The organism is Pseudomonas sp. SCA2728.1_7, assembly GCF_018138145.1.
GTDB lineage: Bacteria > Pseudomonadota > Gammaproteobacteria > Pseudomonadales > Pseudomonadaceae > Aquipseudomonas > Aquipseudomonas koreensis_A.
Genome location: NZ_CP073104.1, coordinates 6,326,005 through 6,341,209, shown reverse-complemented (window position 1 = coordinate 6,341,209; position 15,205 = coordinate 6,326,005). Strand labels below are relative to the sequence as shown.

The 15,205-nt window shown below is 60.8% G+C and carries 9 protein-coding genes; 4 read left to right on the top strand and 5 right to left on the bottom strand.

The genetic code is table 11. The annotated features are described in order from the left end of the window. Positions 1 to 968 precede the first annotated feature (968 nt). The 3 genes from KBP52_RS28365 to KBP52_RS28355 form a co-directional block, all read right to left on the bottom strand. On the bottom strand, positions 969 to 5,438 hold the full coding sequence (locus KBP52_RS28365) for a hemagglutinin repeat-containing protein (protein ID WP_212621451.1): 4,470 nt from the start codon (positions 5,436 to 5,438) through the stop codon (positions 969 to 971). Between the two features lie 109 nt (positions 5,439 to 5,547). Continuing rightward, complete coding sequence (locus KBP52_RS28360; protein ID WP_212621450.1) at positions 5,548 to 7,275, bottom strand: ShlB/FhaC/HecB family hemolysin secretion/activation protein; 1,728 nt, start codon at positions 7,273 to 7,275, stop codon at positions 5,548 to 5,550. A 108-nt stretch (positions 7,276 to 7,383) separates the two neighbouring features. Then, complete coding sequence (locus KBP52_RS28355; RefSeq protein WP_212621449.1) at positions 7,384 to 8,517, bottom strand: MFS transporter; 1,134 nt, start codon at positions 8,515 to 8,517, stop codon at positions 7,384 to 7,386. Positions 8,518 to 8,616: 99 nt separating this feature from the next. Between KBP52_RS28355 and KBP52_RS28350 the strand changes: the two genes are divergently transcribed. The 3 genes from KBP52_RS28350 (at position 8,617) to KBP52_RS28340 (ending at position 12,176) form a co-directional block, all read left to right on the top strand. Continuing rightward, entirely contained in the window at positions 8,617 to 9,381 is a 765-nt protein-coding gene (locus tag KBP52_RS28350) for a helix-turn-helix transcriptional regulator (protein ID WP_212621448.1), read from the top strand. Positions 9,382 to 9,477: 96 nt separating this feature from the next. Continuing rightward, positions 9,478 to 10,587: an HlyD family secretion protein gene (locus KBP52_RS28345; protein ID WP_212621447.1), complete on the top strand. Its 1,110-nt coding sequence runs from the start codon at positions 9,478 to 9,480 to the stop codon at positions 10,585 to 10,587. Then, positions 10,584 to 12,176 (top strand): DHA2 family efflux MFS transporter permease subunit, encoded by a 1,593-nt coding sequence (locus KBP52_RS28340; RefSeq protein WP_212621446.1) that lies wholly within the window; start codon positions 10,584 to 10,586, stop codon positions 12,174 to 12,176. Before KBP52_RS28345 ends, KBP52_RS28340 begins: the two co-directional genes overlap by 4 nt. Before the next feature lie 140 nt (positions 12,177 to 12,316). Here the strand turns inward: KBP52_RS28340 and KBP52_RS28335 are convergent, their stop codons facing one another. After that, positions 12,317 to 12,757, bottom strand: coding sequence for a carboxymuconolactone decarboxylase family protein (locus KBP52_RS28335; protein WP_212621445.1), 441 nt, complete (start codon positions 12,755 to 12,757; stop codon positions 12,317 to 12,319). Positions 12,758 to 12,945: 188 nt separating this feature from the next. Here KBP52_RS28335 and KBP52_RS28330 point away from each other — a divergent pair, with 188 nt between their 5' ends. Continuing rightward, positions 12,946 to 13,245 carry a hypothetical protein gene (locus KBP52_RS28330; protein WP_077573787.1) on the top strand — a complete coding sequence of 100 codons (300 nt, stop codon included), beginning with the start codon at positions 12,946 to 12,948 and terminating at the stop codon, positions 13,243 to 13,245. A gap of 142 nt (positions 13,246 to 13,387) precedes the next feature. Here KBP52_RS28330 and KBP52_RS28325 read toward each other — a convergent pair whose 3' ends face one another. Further along, a complete protein-coding gene (locus KBP52_RS28325) occupies positions 13,388 to 14,959 on the bottom strand; it encodes a diguanylate cyclase (RefSeq protein ID WP_212621444.1) in 1,572 nt (523 codons plus the stop codon). Positions 14,960 to 15,205 lie beyond the last annotated feature (246 nt).

Here is a 15,205-nt window from a genome sequence, read left to right as displayed (position 1 = left end):
TCTCACACTTGTTTCCGAATATGTCAATATTCAAAAATTAAATTTGACAGTCCCATGTGCGATTTATGCACTGCCGAGTACGAATAGCAGCCTGCATTGTGGACGCCCAGCCTCTGAGACACAGAAGCTGACCGAGGTCTAACCTCTCACGCAAAACCAACGTGGGAACGAGCTTGCTCGCGAAGGCGCTACATCAGTCACTTATTGCATTGACTGAATGGACGCTTTCGCGAGCAGGCTCGCTCCCACAGTTTTTACCGGTGTTGAATCAGCCTTGGCGCTGAGACTCAGAAGCTGGTCGCGGTTAACCGACCGGCGCAAAACCAATGTGGGAGCGAGCCTGCTCGCGAAGGCGCTACACCAGTCACTTATTGCATTGACTGAATGGACGCTTTCGCGAGCAGGCTCGCTCCCACAGTTTTTACCGGTGTTGAATCAGCCTTAGCGCTGAGATTCAGAAGCTGGTCACGGTTAAACGACCGGCGCAAAACCAAAGTGGGAGCGAGCCTGCTCGCGAAGGCGCTACACCAGCCACTTACTGCATTGACTGAACGGACGCTTTCGCGAGCAGGCTCGCTCCCACAGTTTTTACCGGTGTTGAATCAGCCTTGGCGCTGAGATTCAGAAGCTGGTCACGGTTAAACGACCGGCGCAAAACCAAAGTGGGAGCGAGCCTGCTCGCGAAGGCGCTACACCAGCCACTTACTGCATTGACTGAACGGACGCTTTCGCGAGCAGGCTCGCTCCCACAGTTTTTACCGGTGTTGAATCAGCCTTGGCGCTGAGATTCAGAAGCTGGTCACGGTTAAACGACCGGCGCAAAACCAAAGTGGGAGCGAGCCTGCTCGCGAAGGCGCTACACCAGCCACTTACTGCATTGACTGAACGGACGCTTTCGCGAGCAGGCTCGCTCCCACAGGGTTTGGGGGTGGATGCAGGTTCAAGTGCATCCACCACGGGCCATTGGATCAGCCTTTTTCGTCGATCCCGGCTTGCAGGGTCTGGGTGTCCAGATGCCCGCTCAGGGTGACCGGACCGACTTTCAGGTTGCCGTTTTCCAGGGAAACCTTCGGTGCGTTTTCCTCGGTTTTATGCGGCAGATCCAAGCCCGCTTTCACACCGTAGTCACGGTTGCTCAGATCAGTGCTGCTGACCTTCGAACCACCCAGATCGACCTGCCCTTGCGTCGCCGAAATCCGAGCGCCGGTCAGTTGTGTCGCGCCGCCAACTGCGAGGCTCACGCCTTGGCTGGCATTGATCCCGGACGCCTGCGCCACGCTGTCCTTGTGCGCGTACTCACCCTGCGCTTTCAGTGTCGGTTTGTAATCAGTGCCGGCGAGCTTCTCTTTATCGCTCGGTGGATTTTTCTTCGCAGTCAGGCCCAGATCGACATCGACCTTGGCGTGGTTGCTCGCGTCCTGACGGCTTTCGACGCTCAGATCACCCGCGACCTTGCCGCTGACAGTTTTAGCGTCGATCCGCGCACCCGCCAGCTGTGCATCTCCACCGCTGTTCAGCACCACGCCGTCAGCCTTGACCTGGCTGTTCTGCTGCGTGCTGCCTTGCAAGTAATCCACACCGACTTTCGCCCCAGCATTGAAACCGTGATCGCTGCTGGCCTTCTCATCAGCGGCGGTCGGGGTTTTGCTGCTCAGGTTGCCGCCGGCATTCAGCGCGACATTCCAGTTATTGCGGTTGTCAGTGGACTGCGCCGACTCCTGCACATAGCCGCCGTTCTGCGCATCGATGCTGACGGTCGGTGCGCTGACTTGCGTGCCTTGCAGGTGAATGGAATCACCGCTCAGCGCGATGCCGTTCTGGCTGCTGAGTTGGCCACCGGTAAGGGTTTTCGAATCCTCGTTGACCCGACCGATATTGAAATTGCCGCTCAGATTACCGCCCTGATCACGGCTCTTTTCGCTGCTGGTTTTGCTGCCGCCACCCTTCAAGCCGCCGCCGAGGTTGCTGCCGGTGGCGGTGTGCGTATCGGTGGCTGCTTGCAGATCAAGTTTGCCGTCGGCGTGCAGATCGATGCCGCCCGCACTGTCGATTTTCGTGCCTTGCTGCAGCTGATTGCCGCCGCTGCTCAACTGCACCGGGCCGTTGCCGCTGATGCTCGCAACGTGAGCCTGGGTGTCAGCACTCTGCTTGCCGGTGTGATCGAGCTGGAACCCGGCGCCAAGGTCGACGTTGGTGCCATCGGTGCCCGGCAAGGTGCCGACCGTCAGCGAGCCATTGCCGCGCAGACTGCTGTCATTGCTGCTCTGCCGGTCGTTGGCCTGATTCAGCGCCAGATCACCGCCAGTCTTGATGCTTACACCGCCCTGCCCGCCGTCGAAACGGCTGCCTGCGAACTGCGCATCGCCACCGACCTTGATGTTCACACCCTGGCTGCCGGCATAAGCGCCGACCACGGCGCTGGTGCTGTCCTTGCTCGACGCACTGCTGCCACCCGCGCCACTGCCGGCGACGTTCACGTCTTCGCCGGTCTTGGTGTAGACGCGCACATCGACCTTGACATCCACCGCGTTAGCGCTGCTGTTGTGCGTGTTGCTCGCGGCATCGGCAAGCAGTTGGTCTGCGCTGATGTTCACTTGGCCGGCACTGGCGTTGTATTGCGTGCCTTGGTCGTGCAGCGTGCCAGTGGTCTTCACATCGACAGTGCCGCCATCAAAACGGCTGACTACGGCGTTGTGGTTTTGCTCGGTTTTGCTGGCGCTGCCATGACCGACCGCAACGTCGATCCCGACATTCGGCTGACCGAGATTGGCCAACGCATCCTTGTCCGGCACTTTGCCGTTGAGCACGTCCTTGACCGCGCCAGCAATTGGCCGAGCGATGTCCTTGTACTCGACGTTAGCGCCGATGTCCGCCGACCAGTTGCTGTCGTTGTGCGTGCTGCTTTCGCTGTTGCTGGCGGCACGGTTGTCGACCTCATTGGCGACAACATTCAGACCGTTGCCAGCCTTGAGTTGTGCGCCTTCGGTAGCGAGTTTGTCGGCATTGATCGTCAGGCCGCCGCTGCTCTGCACACTGGTGGTTTGCGCGGTGGTTTTGCTGGTCGAGTCCTGCGCCGTACTGTGGGCGAAATCGACGCCACTGCCGGCACGGTCGAGGCCGCCAGTGTAGTAGAAACCACCGCCGGTGCTGGACGTGTCGGAGGAGGTTTTGTGGCTGTCGGCTTCGGCCAACAACGAGACGTTTTTGCCGCTCAAGGTCGTGTCGCCAGCAGTGGATTTCACCTCTGCGCCTTTGAGCGTAACGTCACCGCCCGCCTTCACCTGCACGCTGCCGCCGCTGAGGCTGGAGCCTTGCTGAGTGACGTCGTTGCTAGTAACGGTTTGCTGTTTGTCTTCGTAGTGAACCCCGGCGCGATACTGCTCCGGCGTTTGCTCTTTGGCGTACGCATCGAAGCCACGAGTGTGCGTGGTGTCAGTGCTGTCGTGAGTGTTCTGCGTGGAATGCACATTTACGTCACCCACCGCGTCGGCAGTCAACGCGCCGTCAGCCTTGACCGTCGAGCCCGCCACTGCAATATCCTTGGCGCTTTTGAGCTTGAGGTTGCTGTCAGACACCAACTCACTGCGCACAGTGCTGCTGTCTTGGCTGTTCTGCCGCGACTCGTCCTTGCTGATGCCGAAGAACTTGCTGTCCTTGTCATGGTTGTTGCTGTGCGAGGTGTCCTGCACGCCATCTATGACCAGCGAACCTTTATCGCTGATCACGCTGGCGTCGCTGCCGCCGCGCACCTGGCTGCCGCTGATGCGCACGTCGTCAGCCTTGACGATCAGTTTGCCGCTGGCGTTGACCTTGCTGCCCTGATGCTGGGTCTTGCCCTTGTCGGCATCGCCGGTCTTGCCGAAGAAACCACCGCCAACCAAGTCGCCGGAGTAACGGTTGTCGCTGCTGCGATGGGTCCGTGTGGCGGTGGTTATTTCCACCTGTTTGCCGGCCAGTTGCACGTCGCCGGCGCTGCTCAATTCAGCGCCTTCGGAGCGCAACAACGCGGCGGTTTGCAGGGCGATATTGCCGGCCTTCAACTGGCTGGTGACGCTGCGCTGCTCTTCGCTGCTGCTGTTCCAGTCGGCTTTCCACAGGTGCTTGCGGTGGTTGCCTTGATCGGTCTGGGTGTGACTTTCGGTGGCGGCGGTCAGGCGCAGATCGCCGCCGCTTTGCACGTCGAGATTGTTCGCTGCTTCGACTTTGGCGGCTTTCAGTTCGGTGTCTTTGCCGGACGACAGTTTGGCGTCGCGGCTGGCGATAATCTGGCTGCCATGCTGACGCGATTCACTGTCGGTCTGGGTACGATCGTAGGTTTCCCAGGTGATGCCGATGGTGCTGTTGTTCCAGTTTTCACGCTTTTCCTGAAGCTTGCGGCTTTCGACCGTCGACAGGGTCAGGTTGCGTTTGGCGTCGAGTGTGACATCACGAGCGCTGACGTCAGTGGCGGCCAGAGTCAGGTCCTTGCCGCTGTGCAAAGCGACATCGCCCTGACTGCTGCGAATACCGGCACGGGTCACGTCGAGGCTGTTGGCCAGCGCTTCACCGCTGACACTCAAGTCACCGGCGGAACGAATCTGCACGCCGTCACGCCCGGCCACTTGCACCGCGCCCACCCGCACGCCGGCACCTTCGGCGGTGCTGACAATATTGATGCGCCCGGCCTGCATCGCGCCGAACAGGCTGGCGTCGATGCGCTGATCGGAAGTATTGCCCGATGGATCGACGTTGCTCACCTGACCGCTGGCGTAATCAACCTGATTGCGCCCGGCCGTAAGGTTCAACTGATCGCGTGCCCTGATCGCACCCTGGCTGTCGATGCGCGGCGCAATCAGGTTGATCGAGCCCTCCCCGTTACGCAGGCCACTGTTTTGAATCTGCAACTGACCACTGGCGTCGCGGGTATTCAGGCTTTGCAGTTTGCCGTCATTCAATTCCGGGCGACCGACCACCAGATTGGCATTCGGCGTGTTGATGAAACTGCCGCCATTGACCGAGATGCCGTTAGGGTTGGCCAGCACATAATCGGCGGGCCGACCGAAGATTTCCTGCGCGCCATTGATGGCGGACGGGTTGCGGCTGATCACTTCGTTGAGGATCACGCTCGCCGCCTGGCCTTGCAGTTGCGGGTTGGCCGCCAGTTGCCCGGCCAGTTGCGATTGCCCGGCCTGCAAGGCGTTGTTCAGCACCAGGCCCTGACGGTCGACGTTGTAGTCGAGGAACTGGTTGTGCGACAGGCCCGAACTGTTGGGCGCGACGATGTTGACGATGGGCACACCGCCCTGGGTCTGCAATTGCGCGGTGCCGCCGGGTCCCGGTGCGACCACGACGCCGCCGGCCATCGCGCTCGGCAGGTGCACGGCGAAGAACAGGCTGGCAATCGCCCAGCGCAATTTACCCCGAGGGGACAGATGAAAAGCAAAGGTGTGTGCTGGCATAAAAACGTCTCCATGTGAGTACGGCATCACGTTGCGCGTTTAGTCTTGGCCGTGGCTGACGCGCTCAGATCCGACGGCTGTTTGTTCACTGCTTTGTTCACTGCTTTGTTCAGATTTGCAGGCCGACGCGCATCAGCCAGGTTTCAGGCTCGTGCTGCAGACCGTTCGGGGTGTTGAGGGCGCGTTGGTAATCGACGTCCACTTGCAGATTCTTCCAGCCCAGATTCAGGCCGACACTGGCGCCACTCAGGCGTTGGCCCTGCGCGCCGTGATCGGCCTTGATCCAGCCGTGGTCGAGGCCCACGCGCGGGGTGATCTGCAGCGGCCATTCACTGCGTAACGGCAAGCGCAAGGTGTTGCGCCAGATCGCACCGCTGGCGCCGGAGGCACTGCTGACCCGGTAGCCACGCACCGCCGAATCGTCAGTGCCGAGCAACTGTTCAATCGCTGGCAGCGGGTCCGGGCTGTACTGCACATTGAGTTGGCTCTGCCACTGCCAGGCCTGCGCGCCGAACTGACCGTTACGCCATTGGCTGAGGCCGGCGCGGTACTTGCGGAACTGCGCCTTGGGCAGGTTGTTGATCTGCTGCTGCGAGTCGTCGTCGGCGCCAAACCAGCGCAGGCCCTGGGCGTAATTGACGTCGAGGTTCCACACCGCGCGGTCGAGCCAGAACAGATTGAGTCCAGCCTCGGCCACGGTCAGGGTCGGGCTTTGAATGCCGAGGCGAACGTCTTGCAAATAGCTGTCGACATCCTTGTGCGCCAGTTGCAGGTTAGCGCTGAGCTGACGGCTCTGGTCACGCCACAACACACGGTCGGCGCGCAGGCTGACTTGGTCGGTGATGCCGGTACTGTGGAAGGTCACGCTCGGCAGTTTGAACGGCGCGCGATATTCGGCGTGGCTGGCGAACACGCTATACGTCCAGTAGCCGTAAGGGATCGCGTAATACAGGCTGGCGTTGCGACTGTAGCGGTCGCCCTGATTGAGCGTGTCGCTGGCACTGATGCTCAACAAATCGTTGAGTTGCAGAGGGCTGTCGAGACTGAGGCTGACGGTGTCGCGATCACGTCCGGTGCTGGCGCTGCCGAGGTTGTCGATCCCGGCGTTCAAGGCCCAGCGCGAATGCGCGGAAGTGCGTGAACGCAGAATGATCCGTGAGGCGCCGGGCTGGCTGCCGGGGGCGATGTCGGCGGTGAGATCGATCGAGCGCAGGCGATTGAGTTGATCGAGGCCCTGCTCCAGATCGCGCAGGTTCAGCGGCTCGCCGAGCATGTTTGGAAACGCCCCGCCGAGGGACACCGGCAGGCTCTGATCGGCCAGCTCGATGGACTCGATGTAGCCTTCGTCAACGCGGATATCCAGCGACTGCCCGGCTGCCGGAGCGCTGACCAAGTATGGGCGGCTGGCGATGTAGCCCTTGTCGACGTAGCTCGCGGTGATGGTCGCCAGCAGATGATTGATCTGGCCGACGCCCATGCATGGCGCCAGCAGCGGTTTGATCCGCGCGTTGAGTGTGTCGCTGTCGATCAGCGTTACGCCGCCGATGCGCGTACCGCTCAACGGCCAGCAACGTTCATCGGGGGCAACGGTTTGCGGGATGGCCGGGATGATCGGCGTCGGGCCGAACGCGCCGCGCTCCAATTGCCGTTTTCTTTGCTCAAGTTGCAGTTGTTGCAGATCGCGCTGTTGCTGTTGCTGCTGGCGCAGCACTTCCTGGCCCGGCGCGACAGGTTCGGCGGCTTCAATCGAGGAGGCACAGACACTCAACACAAAGGCCGACAGCAGCGGGCAAAGCGCGGAACGACGGCGGAAAACAGCGCGAAACGGATACGGCACGCAACATCCTTGTGATCATAAAATGGCGTAATGCCATGTCATCAATGATCGTGATAGTCGGAGCCCTCCTACACAAATGCAAGACGCTTCCTACAGCGCTTACATTTCTTAAACAATTGCTTTGCCTGACTTTATTGTCAGCAGCAAGGCCACGGCACTGCACGCTATCAGGGTTTCCCCGAGGGCTTGAAACCAGCCCGCGAGCATCAGCCCGGCGCCGATCAGCAGGTAATAAAGCAAGCCCAATAACGCCCCGGCAGTGCCCAGCCGATCAGCGTAATCGGCCAGCGCCGAACCGAGAACGTTGGGGATCGCCAGGCCAAACGCCAATACCACCAGCAGCATCGGCAGGACGAACGCGACACTGTTCTGCAGCGACCACACGCCCACACCACCGAGCAACGCGATGCCACCCGCGAGGCGAATCAACTGCAATGCCTTGAACCCGGCCGTCAATAAACGCCGGTTGAGCCATGCTCCAAAACCTGAGCCCAGCGCGAGGATCACGCCGCTGTAACCGAACACACTGGCGTCCACCTCCAGCCGCTGAAACATGAACGGAGCGAGGCTGTAATAACTGAACAACGCCACGTTGAACGAGGCGATCCACAGCGCCGAGCGCCAGATTCCCGGGTCACGCAACATGCGCCCAAGGGTTTCGAACAAACCGACATGGCCGGTTGGCGCTGTCCGGGTTTCCGCCAGGGTGTAGCAACTCCACAGCCACAACAGCGTTGCCAGCAACAGCAACGCGCCAAGCACACCGCGATAACCGAAGGCCTGAACCAGACTGGCGCCGCTGAACAAGCCAATCGCCGGGCTGGCCGCCAGCGCGATGCCCACCAACGAAAACACCTGGGCCAGTTCGGCGCCTTTGAAGCGGTCGCGCAACACGGTTTGTGTGACCACCGAACCCACCGCCGCACCGAACGCCGCCAACATCTGCGCCAGCAACAAGCCGTTGAAACTGCTGACCCGCAGGCCGAAAAGCGTGGCAATTGCATAGATTGCCAAGCCCGCGAGCATCGCCGGGCGCCGACCAATGCGATCACACAAACGCCCCCACACCACTACCCCGACGGCAAACGCGAGGAAATACACCGACATCGTTTGCGCGGCGGCTTGCGGGCCAACGTTGAACACACGCCCGATATCACCGAGCGCCGGGCTGTAAAGGGTTTGTGCGATCTGCGGAAACATCAGCAGCGCAATCGCCAGCCACAGGAAATGTCTGTTGTTCATTGTTCATCACTCCTCGCATTAAGCCGCCGAGGAGTTTAAGAATCGGTGAGTGGCGTATTATCCGAATCCTGCCAATTTATCGATGAAATCGGACAACCCATGGCTTGGCTCGACGCCCACGCAACCTTTGACGCTGATCGCTTTCAGGTACAGGTGATCGGTATCGCCTCGACCTTGAGTGATCACGACTCCGGCTTGCACCGTCATCAACGCGGGCAATTGCTGTACACGCGACAAGGCTGCACGCGGATTACCCTGGCGCAGCAGCTGTGTCTGCTGCCGCCGTCGCGGGCGGCATGGATTCCACCGGGTGTCAGCCATCGCGCGGTGATGCAGCAGAGTGTCGATTACCGCTCCATCTACTTGATTCCCGAACTGTGCGCTGCACTGCCGCAGCAGGTCTGCGTGATCGAAGTCAGCCCGTTGTTGTGTGCGGTGCTGGAACCGATGGCGCTGGCGGCTTTCAACACCGATTGGCAGCTAGGCAAATTCGCCCACCTGCTCGGCTTGTGCCTGAGCGAAATCGCTGAAGCGGCGCAGCAACCGATGCTGTTGCCGTTACCTCAGGACAAGCGCCTGGCACCACTGTTGAAAACGCCTGAACGTCTGCCTCCAGAGTTGCAAGTACTGGAGCAGCAGGTCGGCGCCAGCAGTCGCACCATCGGGCGAATTTTCCAGCGCGAAACCGGCATGAGTTATCAGCAATGGCGCCAGCAGTGGCGCTTGATGCGCGCGATGGAATTGCTCGCCACCGGACGCAGCCTGAGTTACTGCGCTTTCGAAACGGGTTTTGCCAGCGACAGCGCCTTCATCGCCTTCTTCAAATCCATGACCGGCCACACACCGGGCCACTGGCTCAAGTGAACAACTGACGATCGGCGCCAGAAATCATTTGCGACTAAATATTACCTGCGTCATATTACAGACGTAATAACGACCCGTTCACGCAGGTAACCCGCCATGACCAGCATGCCCACCCTCGAACCTGTTGTGGTGAAGACCAAGCCGCCCCTGCTTAGACGATTGCTGCTTGCCGGCGCCGGATTGCTCGCGCTGATCTTCGCCGGCGTGTACGCCGTGCATTGGTGGGGCGCCGGGCGTTTTCTCGAAGAAACCGACGATGCCTATATTGGTGGCGATGTCACGGTGATCGGGCCGAAAGTCGCCGGTTACATCGATGAAGTGCTGGTCAGCGACAACCAGCATGTGAAGGCCGGCGATGTGTTGATCCGCCTCGACGCCCGCGACTACCGCGCCAACCTCGCCAAGGCCGAAGGTGCCGTCGCCGCCGAAGAAGCGCTGCTGGCCAACCTCGACGCCACCGAACAACTGCAACAAGCAGTGATCGGCCAAGCCCGCGCCGGCATCGACGCCGCCGGCGCAGAAACCGCGCGTTCGCGGGATGACAACGCGCGCTACAAACGCTTGGTGACCACCAATGCCGTGTCCGTGGAAAGCGCACAACGCGCCGACGCCACCTTCAAAACCGCACAAGCCCTGAGCGCCCGCGCCCAGGCCGAACTGCTTGCCGCGCAACGCCAACTCGCGGTGATCGACACCCAGAAACAACAGGCCCGCGCCGCCCTCCAGCAAGCCCGCGCCGAACGTGATCTGGCGCAACTGAACCTTGGCTACACCGAACTGCGCGCGCCGGTCGATGGTGTGGTCGGCAATCGCCGCGCGCGGGTCGGCGCCTACGCGCAGGCCGGTTCACAACAACTGTCAGTGGTGCCGGCCAGCGGCTTGTGGGTCGATGCCAACTTCAAGGAAGACCAACTGGCGCGGATGAAACCCGGGCAACGTGTGAGCATCCGCGCCGACGTGCTGTCCGGTCAGGAATTCCACGGTCGCCTCGATAGCCTCGCCCCCGCCACTGGCTCGCAATTCAGTGTGCTGCCGCCGGAAAACGCCACTGGCAACTTCACCAAAATCGTCCAGCGTGTGCCAGTACGAATCCTCCTCGACCCGGCTGATGGCGTGCTCGGTCACTTGCGCCCGGGCCTCTCGGTGACGGCGGAAGTCGACACCCGCGCGCAACCGGAAACCAGCGCCGTGGCCGTCGCGCCATGAGCACCGCCCTCGCCGCCCCTGCACAGCCATTCAACGCGGCAGACATGGCGACCGCGACCAAGGTATTCGCCTTCGCGACCATGTGCATCGGCATGTTCATCGCGCTGCTGGATATCCAGATTGTCTCGGCGTCGCTGCGCGATATCGGCGGCGGACTCTCCGCCGGCACCGACGAAACCGCGTGGGTGCAGACCAGTTACCTGATCGCCGAAATCATCGTGATTCCGCTGTCGGGCTGGCTGTCACGGGTGTTCTCGACGCGCTGGTTGTTCTGCGCGTCGGCGGTCGGTTTTACCTTGGCGAGTTTGCTCTGCGGCATCGCCTGGAACATCCAGAGCATGATTGCCTTTCGCGCGCTGCAAGGTTTTCTCGGCGGCTCGATGATTCCGCTGGTGTTCACCACGGCGTTCTTTTTCTTCACCGGCAAACAACGGGTGATCGCTGCGGCGACCATCGGTGCGGTCGCGTCATTGGCACCGACATTAGGGCCGGTGATCGGTGGCTGGATCACTGATATTTCCTCGTGGTACTGGTTGTTCTACATCAACCTGGTGCCGGGGATTTTCGTTGCTGTGGCAGTGCCGATGCTGGTGAAAATCGACCAGCCGGAATTGTCCCTGCTCAAAGGCGCGGATTATCTGAGCATGATCTTTCTTGCGCTGTTTCTCGGCTGCCTGGAATACACCCTCGAAGAAGGCCCGCGCTGGAACTGGTTCAGCGATCAGACCATTCTGACCACGGCGTGGATCAGTGGCCTCGCCGGGTTGGCCTTCATTGGCCGCACCTTGCACGTGGCCAATCCGATCGTCGATCTGCGCGCCTTGAAGGACCGCAATTTCGCCCTCGGCTGCTTCTTTTCATTCGTCACCGGCATCGGCCTGTTTGCGACGATTTACCTGACGCCGCTGTTCCTCGGCCGGGTGCGCGGCTACAGCGCGCTGGACATTGGTCTGGCGGTTTTCTCCACCGGTGTGTTCCAGATCATGGCGATTCCGCTGTATGCCTTTCTGGCCAATCGCATGGACCTGCGCTGGATCATGATGATCGGTCTGGGTTTGTTTGCGGTGTCGATGTGGGAGTTCAGCCCGATCACCCACGACTGGGGTGCCGGCGAGTTGATGCTGCCGCAAGCGTTGCGCGGGATTGCCCAGCAACTGGCGGTGCCGCCAGCGGTGACGTTGACCTTGGGTGGGTTGGCGCCGGCACGTTTGAAGCATGCGTCGGGGTTGTTCAATCTGATGCGCAATCTTGGCGGGGCGATTGGTATTGCGGCGTGCGCGACCATTCTCAATGACCGCACCAACCTGCACTTCACGCGATTGGCCGAGCATCTGAACAGCAGCAATGAAGCGATGAATCAGTGGCTGTCGCAGGTCGGCGGCAACCTTGCAGCGCTGGGCCAGAGCGGCGACGTCGGTGTTACCGCCAGCCTGCGCCAGTTGTGGCTGCTGACTTACCGCGAGGCGCAAACCCAGACCTACGGCGACACGTTTTTGATGATCGGGGCGTGCTTCGTCATCGCCACCGCGATGGTGCCCTTGATGCGCAAGGTGCAACCACCGGCGGCGCCGAGTGCGGATGGGCATTGATCCCTATTTTTGCAGACATCCACTTCCCCCTGTAGGAGTGAGCCTGCTCGCGATAGCGGTGTGTTAGCGAAGCAAATGTCGACTGACACATCGCCATCGCGAGCAGACATCCACTCCTACAGGGATTTGTGTGTGTTTACTCAGGCTTGTGGGGTTTTGCGGAATCCCACGGCCAAACGATTCCAGCTGTTGATCGTGCTGATCGCCACGGTCAGGTCGACCATTTCCTTCGGTGTGAACTGCGCCGCAACCACGTCGTAATCTTCATCCGGCGCGTGGGTCAGGCTCAGTTGCGTCAGCGATTCAGTCCACAGCAGCGCGGCGCGTTCGCGGTCGTTGAAGAACGGCGCTTCACGCCATGCCGTCACCGCGAACAAGCGGCGCGGGGTTTCGCCGCCCTTGATCGCGTCGCTGGTGTGCATGTCGATGCAGAATGCGCAGCCGTTGATTTGCGAGGCGCGCAGCTTGACCAGTTCGATCAGGTTTTTTTCCAGCGGCAGTTTGGACACCGCAGTTTCCAGGGCGATCATCGCTTTCAGGGCATCTGGGGAGGCGGTGTAGAAATCGGTACGAGGTTGCATGGTGGCTCCGGGCAGCAAGTGAATGTGTGGCTACGTTAGCCCTCACGCCCGGTTCGACAAATAGCCAATATTCCAGAAGATCAGGAGGCCACTTCGGTTTTCTCGGCTGACCACTCGTCAGCCAATCGGCACCAAGGGTTCTGCGCATCAGACCAATATCAGGTACATGCCCTTTCTGGAGACGGATCATGATCACGCGCAAACTCACCTCGTTATTGCTCGCCGGCCTGCTGGCCACCGCATCGGCCGCCAGCTTCGCCGCCAACGATGGCGCTGACGCCACCGGCACCAAATCCGGTGGCCCGACCAGCACCACCACGCCGCCAGACAACACCCCGGGCGCGCCTTCGGGTGGTAGCGGTTCTTCGGGTATGGGATCCGGGACCGGCACCAATGGCGGGGCTAGTGGTTCCGGCTCGGGGGCTGGCGGCGGTACCGGTTCGGCGGGTGGCGGAACTGGCGGTGCGGGCGGTGGCACGGGCGGCTGAACGAACAAGAGCCATCCCAAATAAGCACGCTATCCAATGTAGGAGTGAGCCTGCTCGCGAAGGCGGTTTGTCAGTTATGCAACTGTGTGCTGACACACCGACATCGCGAGCAGGCTCACTCCTACAGGGTACAACGTGTAGTTCAGCGATCAGAGCGCATCAGTTCGGCCAGGCCGCTGTCCAGCGACAACACTGCCGCGCGATTGCGCCCGGCATTTTTCGCCTGATACAGCGCCGCATCAGCGCGCTGGATAAACACTTCCGGGCTGTCATTGCCGCTCGGGATAAATGAATAACAACCCAGACTCACCGTCAGGTAACCGGTCGGCGAACCGCTGTGGATGATGTGCTTGTCGATCACACTGCGGCGGATCTGCCCGGCAATCGCCAGCGCGCCGTTGATATCGGTGTCCGGCAACAGCACCGCAAACTCCTCGCCACCGTAGCGTACCGCCAGATCGGACTTGCGCTGGCAGCACGTCTGCAGCACTTGGGCGACCTGCGTCAGACAATGATCGCCAGCGACATGACCATAGGCGTCGTTGTAGCGTTTGAAGAAATCGATATCGAGCATGATCAGACTGACCGGACTGACCTGCCGCGCGCCACGAGCGAATTCAACCTCCAGCGAACGCTCGAACAAACGTCGATTGGCCAGCCCGGTCAGGCTGTCATGGGTCGCGATCTGCTCCAGCGTACGCTGGGCCTTGCGCAGGTTTTTTTCGATCCGTTCACCATCGCGCACCTGATGAATGAACACCCAGCCAAACAGGCCGATGCCGAGAATCACCAAGGCGACGATCACACTCGACTGGAATGCGCGTGCGTACCAGCCCTCGAGAATCGTGTCGCGCGAGGTCGCCGCCGACACCACCAACGGATACGCCGACAAGCGTCGATAGCCGTACAAACGCACCACGCCATCGACCACCGAGTTGATCATCGCCGTGCCGGCCGCCGCCTCAGGCAGTAACGTGCGATAAATCCGCCCTTGCGCCAGCGAGGTGCCGATCAGGTTTTCATCAAACGGTCGGCGAGCGAGCAAGGTGCCGTCGCTCAGACCGAGAAACATGATGCCTTGGTCATCGAGGCTGAAACTTTCGAAGAAGCGATCGAAGTACGACATCTTGATCCCGGCCAGCAGCACGCCCTGGAAATTGCCGGCGTGATCATTGATGCGTTTGGAAATCGGGATGATCCACTCACCGTTCTCGCGGCTGCGAATCGCCGGGCCGATGTGCGCCAGCGTCGAGGCGTTCTGCTGGTGAAACTTGAAGTACTCGCGAGCGGCCACGCCATTGCCACGGGGCAGATCGGCGAACGAAGTAATCACCCACTGGCCCTGCGTATCGAAGAGAAACATGCCGTGCAACTGATCCAGTTGCTGCACGCGCCGGGCGAAAGTTTTCTGCAAGCGCGGCTTTTGCGCAGTGCCGTAGCCGTCGTCCTGAATCCAGTCGACCAGGCTGGTCATCACCAGATCGGCGGCGAGGAAGGTGTCCTCGGCCTGCTGCGCCATGGCCCGGGTCAGGTTGCTCGACGCCATTTTCGCCACCGCCAGATCCTGGCGTCGCGACTGCTCCAGTTGCAGGTAGAGCAAACCGGACAGGCACAACCCCACCGCAACGATAAACAGCACCGCCGCTTTGCGCAGCGGCAGGCGTTTAAGGGTGCCTCCGGGGGCCTGATGCGGATCGTGAATAGGGATAGGCAAAAGCAAGTCCTGGGCAGGTACGACAAGGGCGCCAGCGGGGAAACCCTTATGTTTGTGAGCGTAGCCCACCGGAATCTACGGGGCAAACGCCCCGCTTCCGCCCAGGTATATCGGCGCACAACGAGTTTGGATGATCGCTGTTCGCCGATTTATTTTCGATTGCCTCTTTCGGGTTAGTCAGTTGTGAAGGGCCAGACGCTGCATTTGTGGATTGGCGAGGAAGCAAGCCCCCTCGCCACAGAGTCA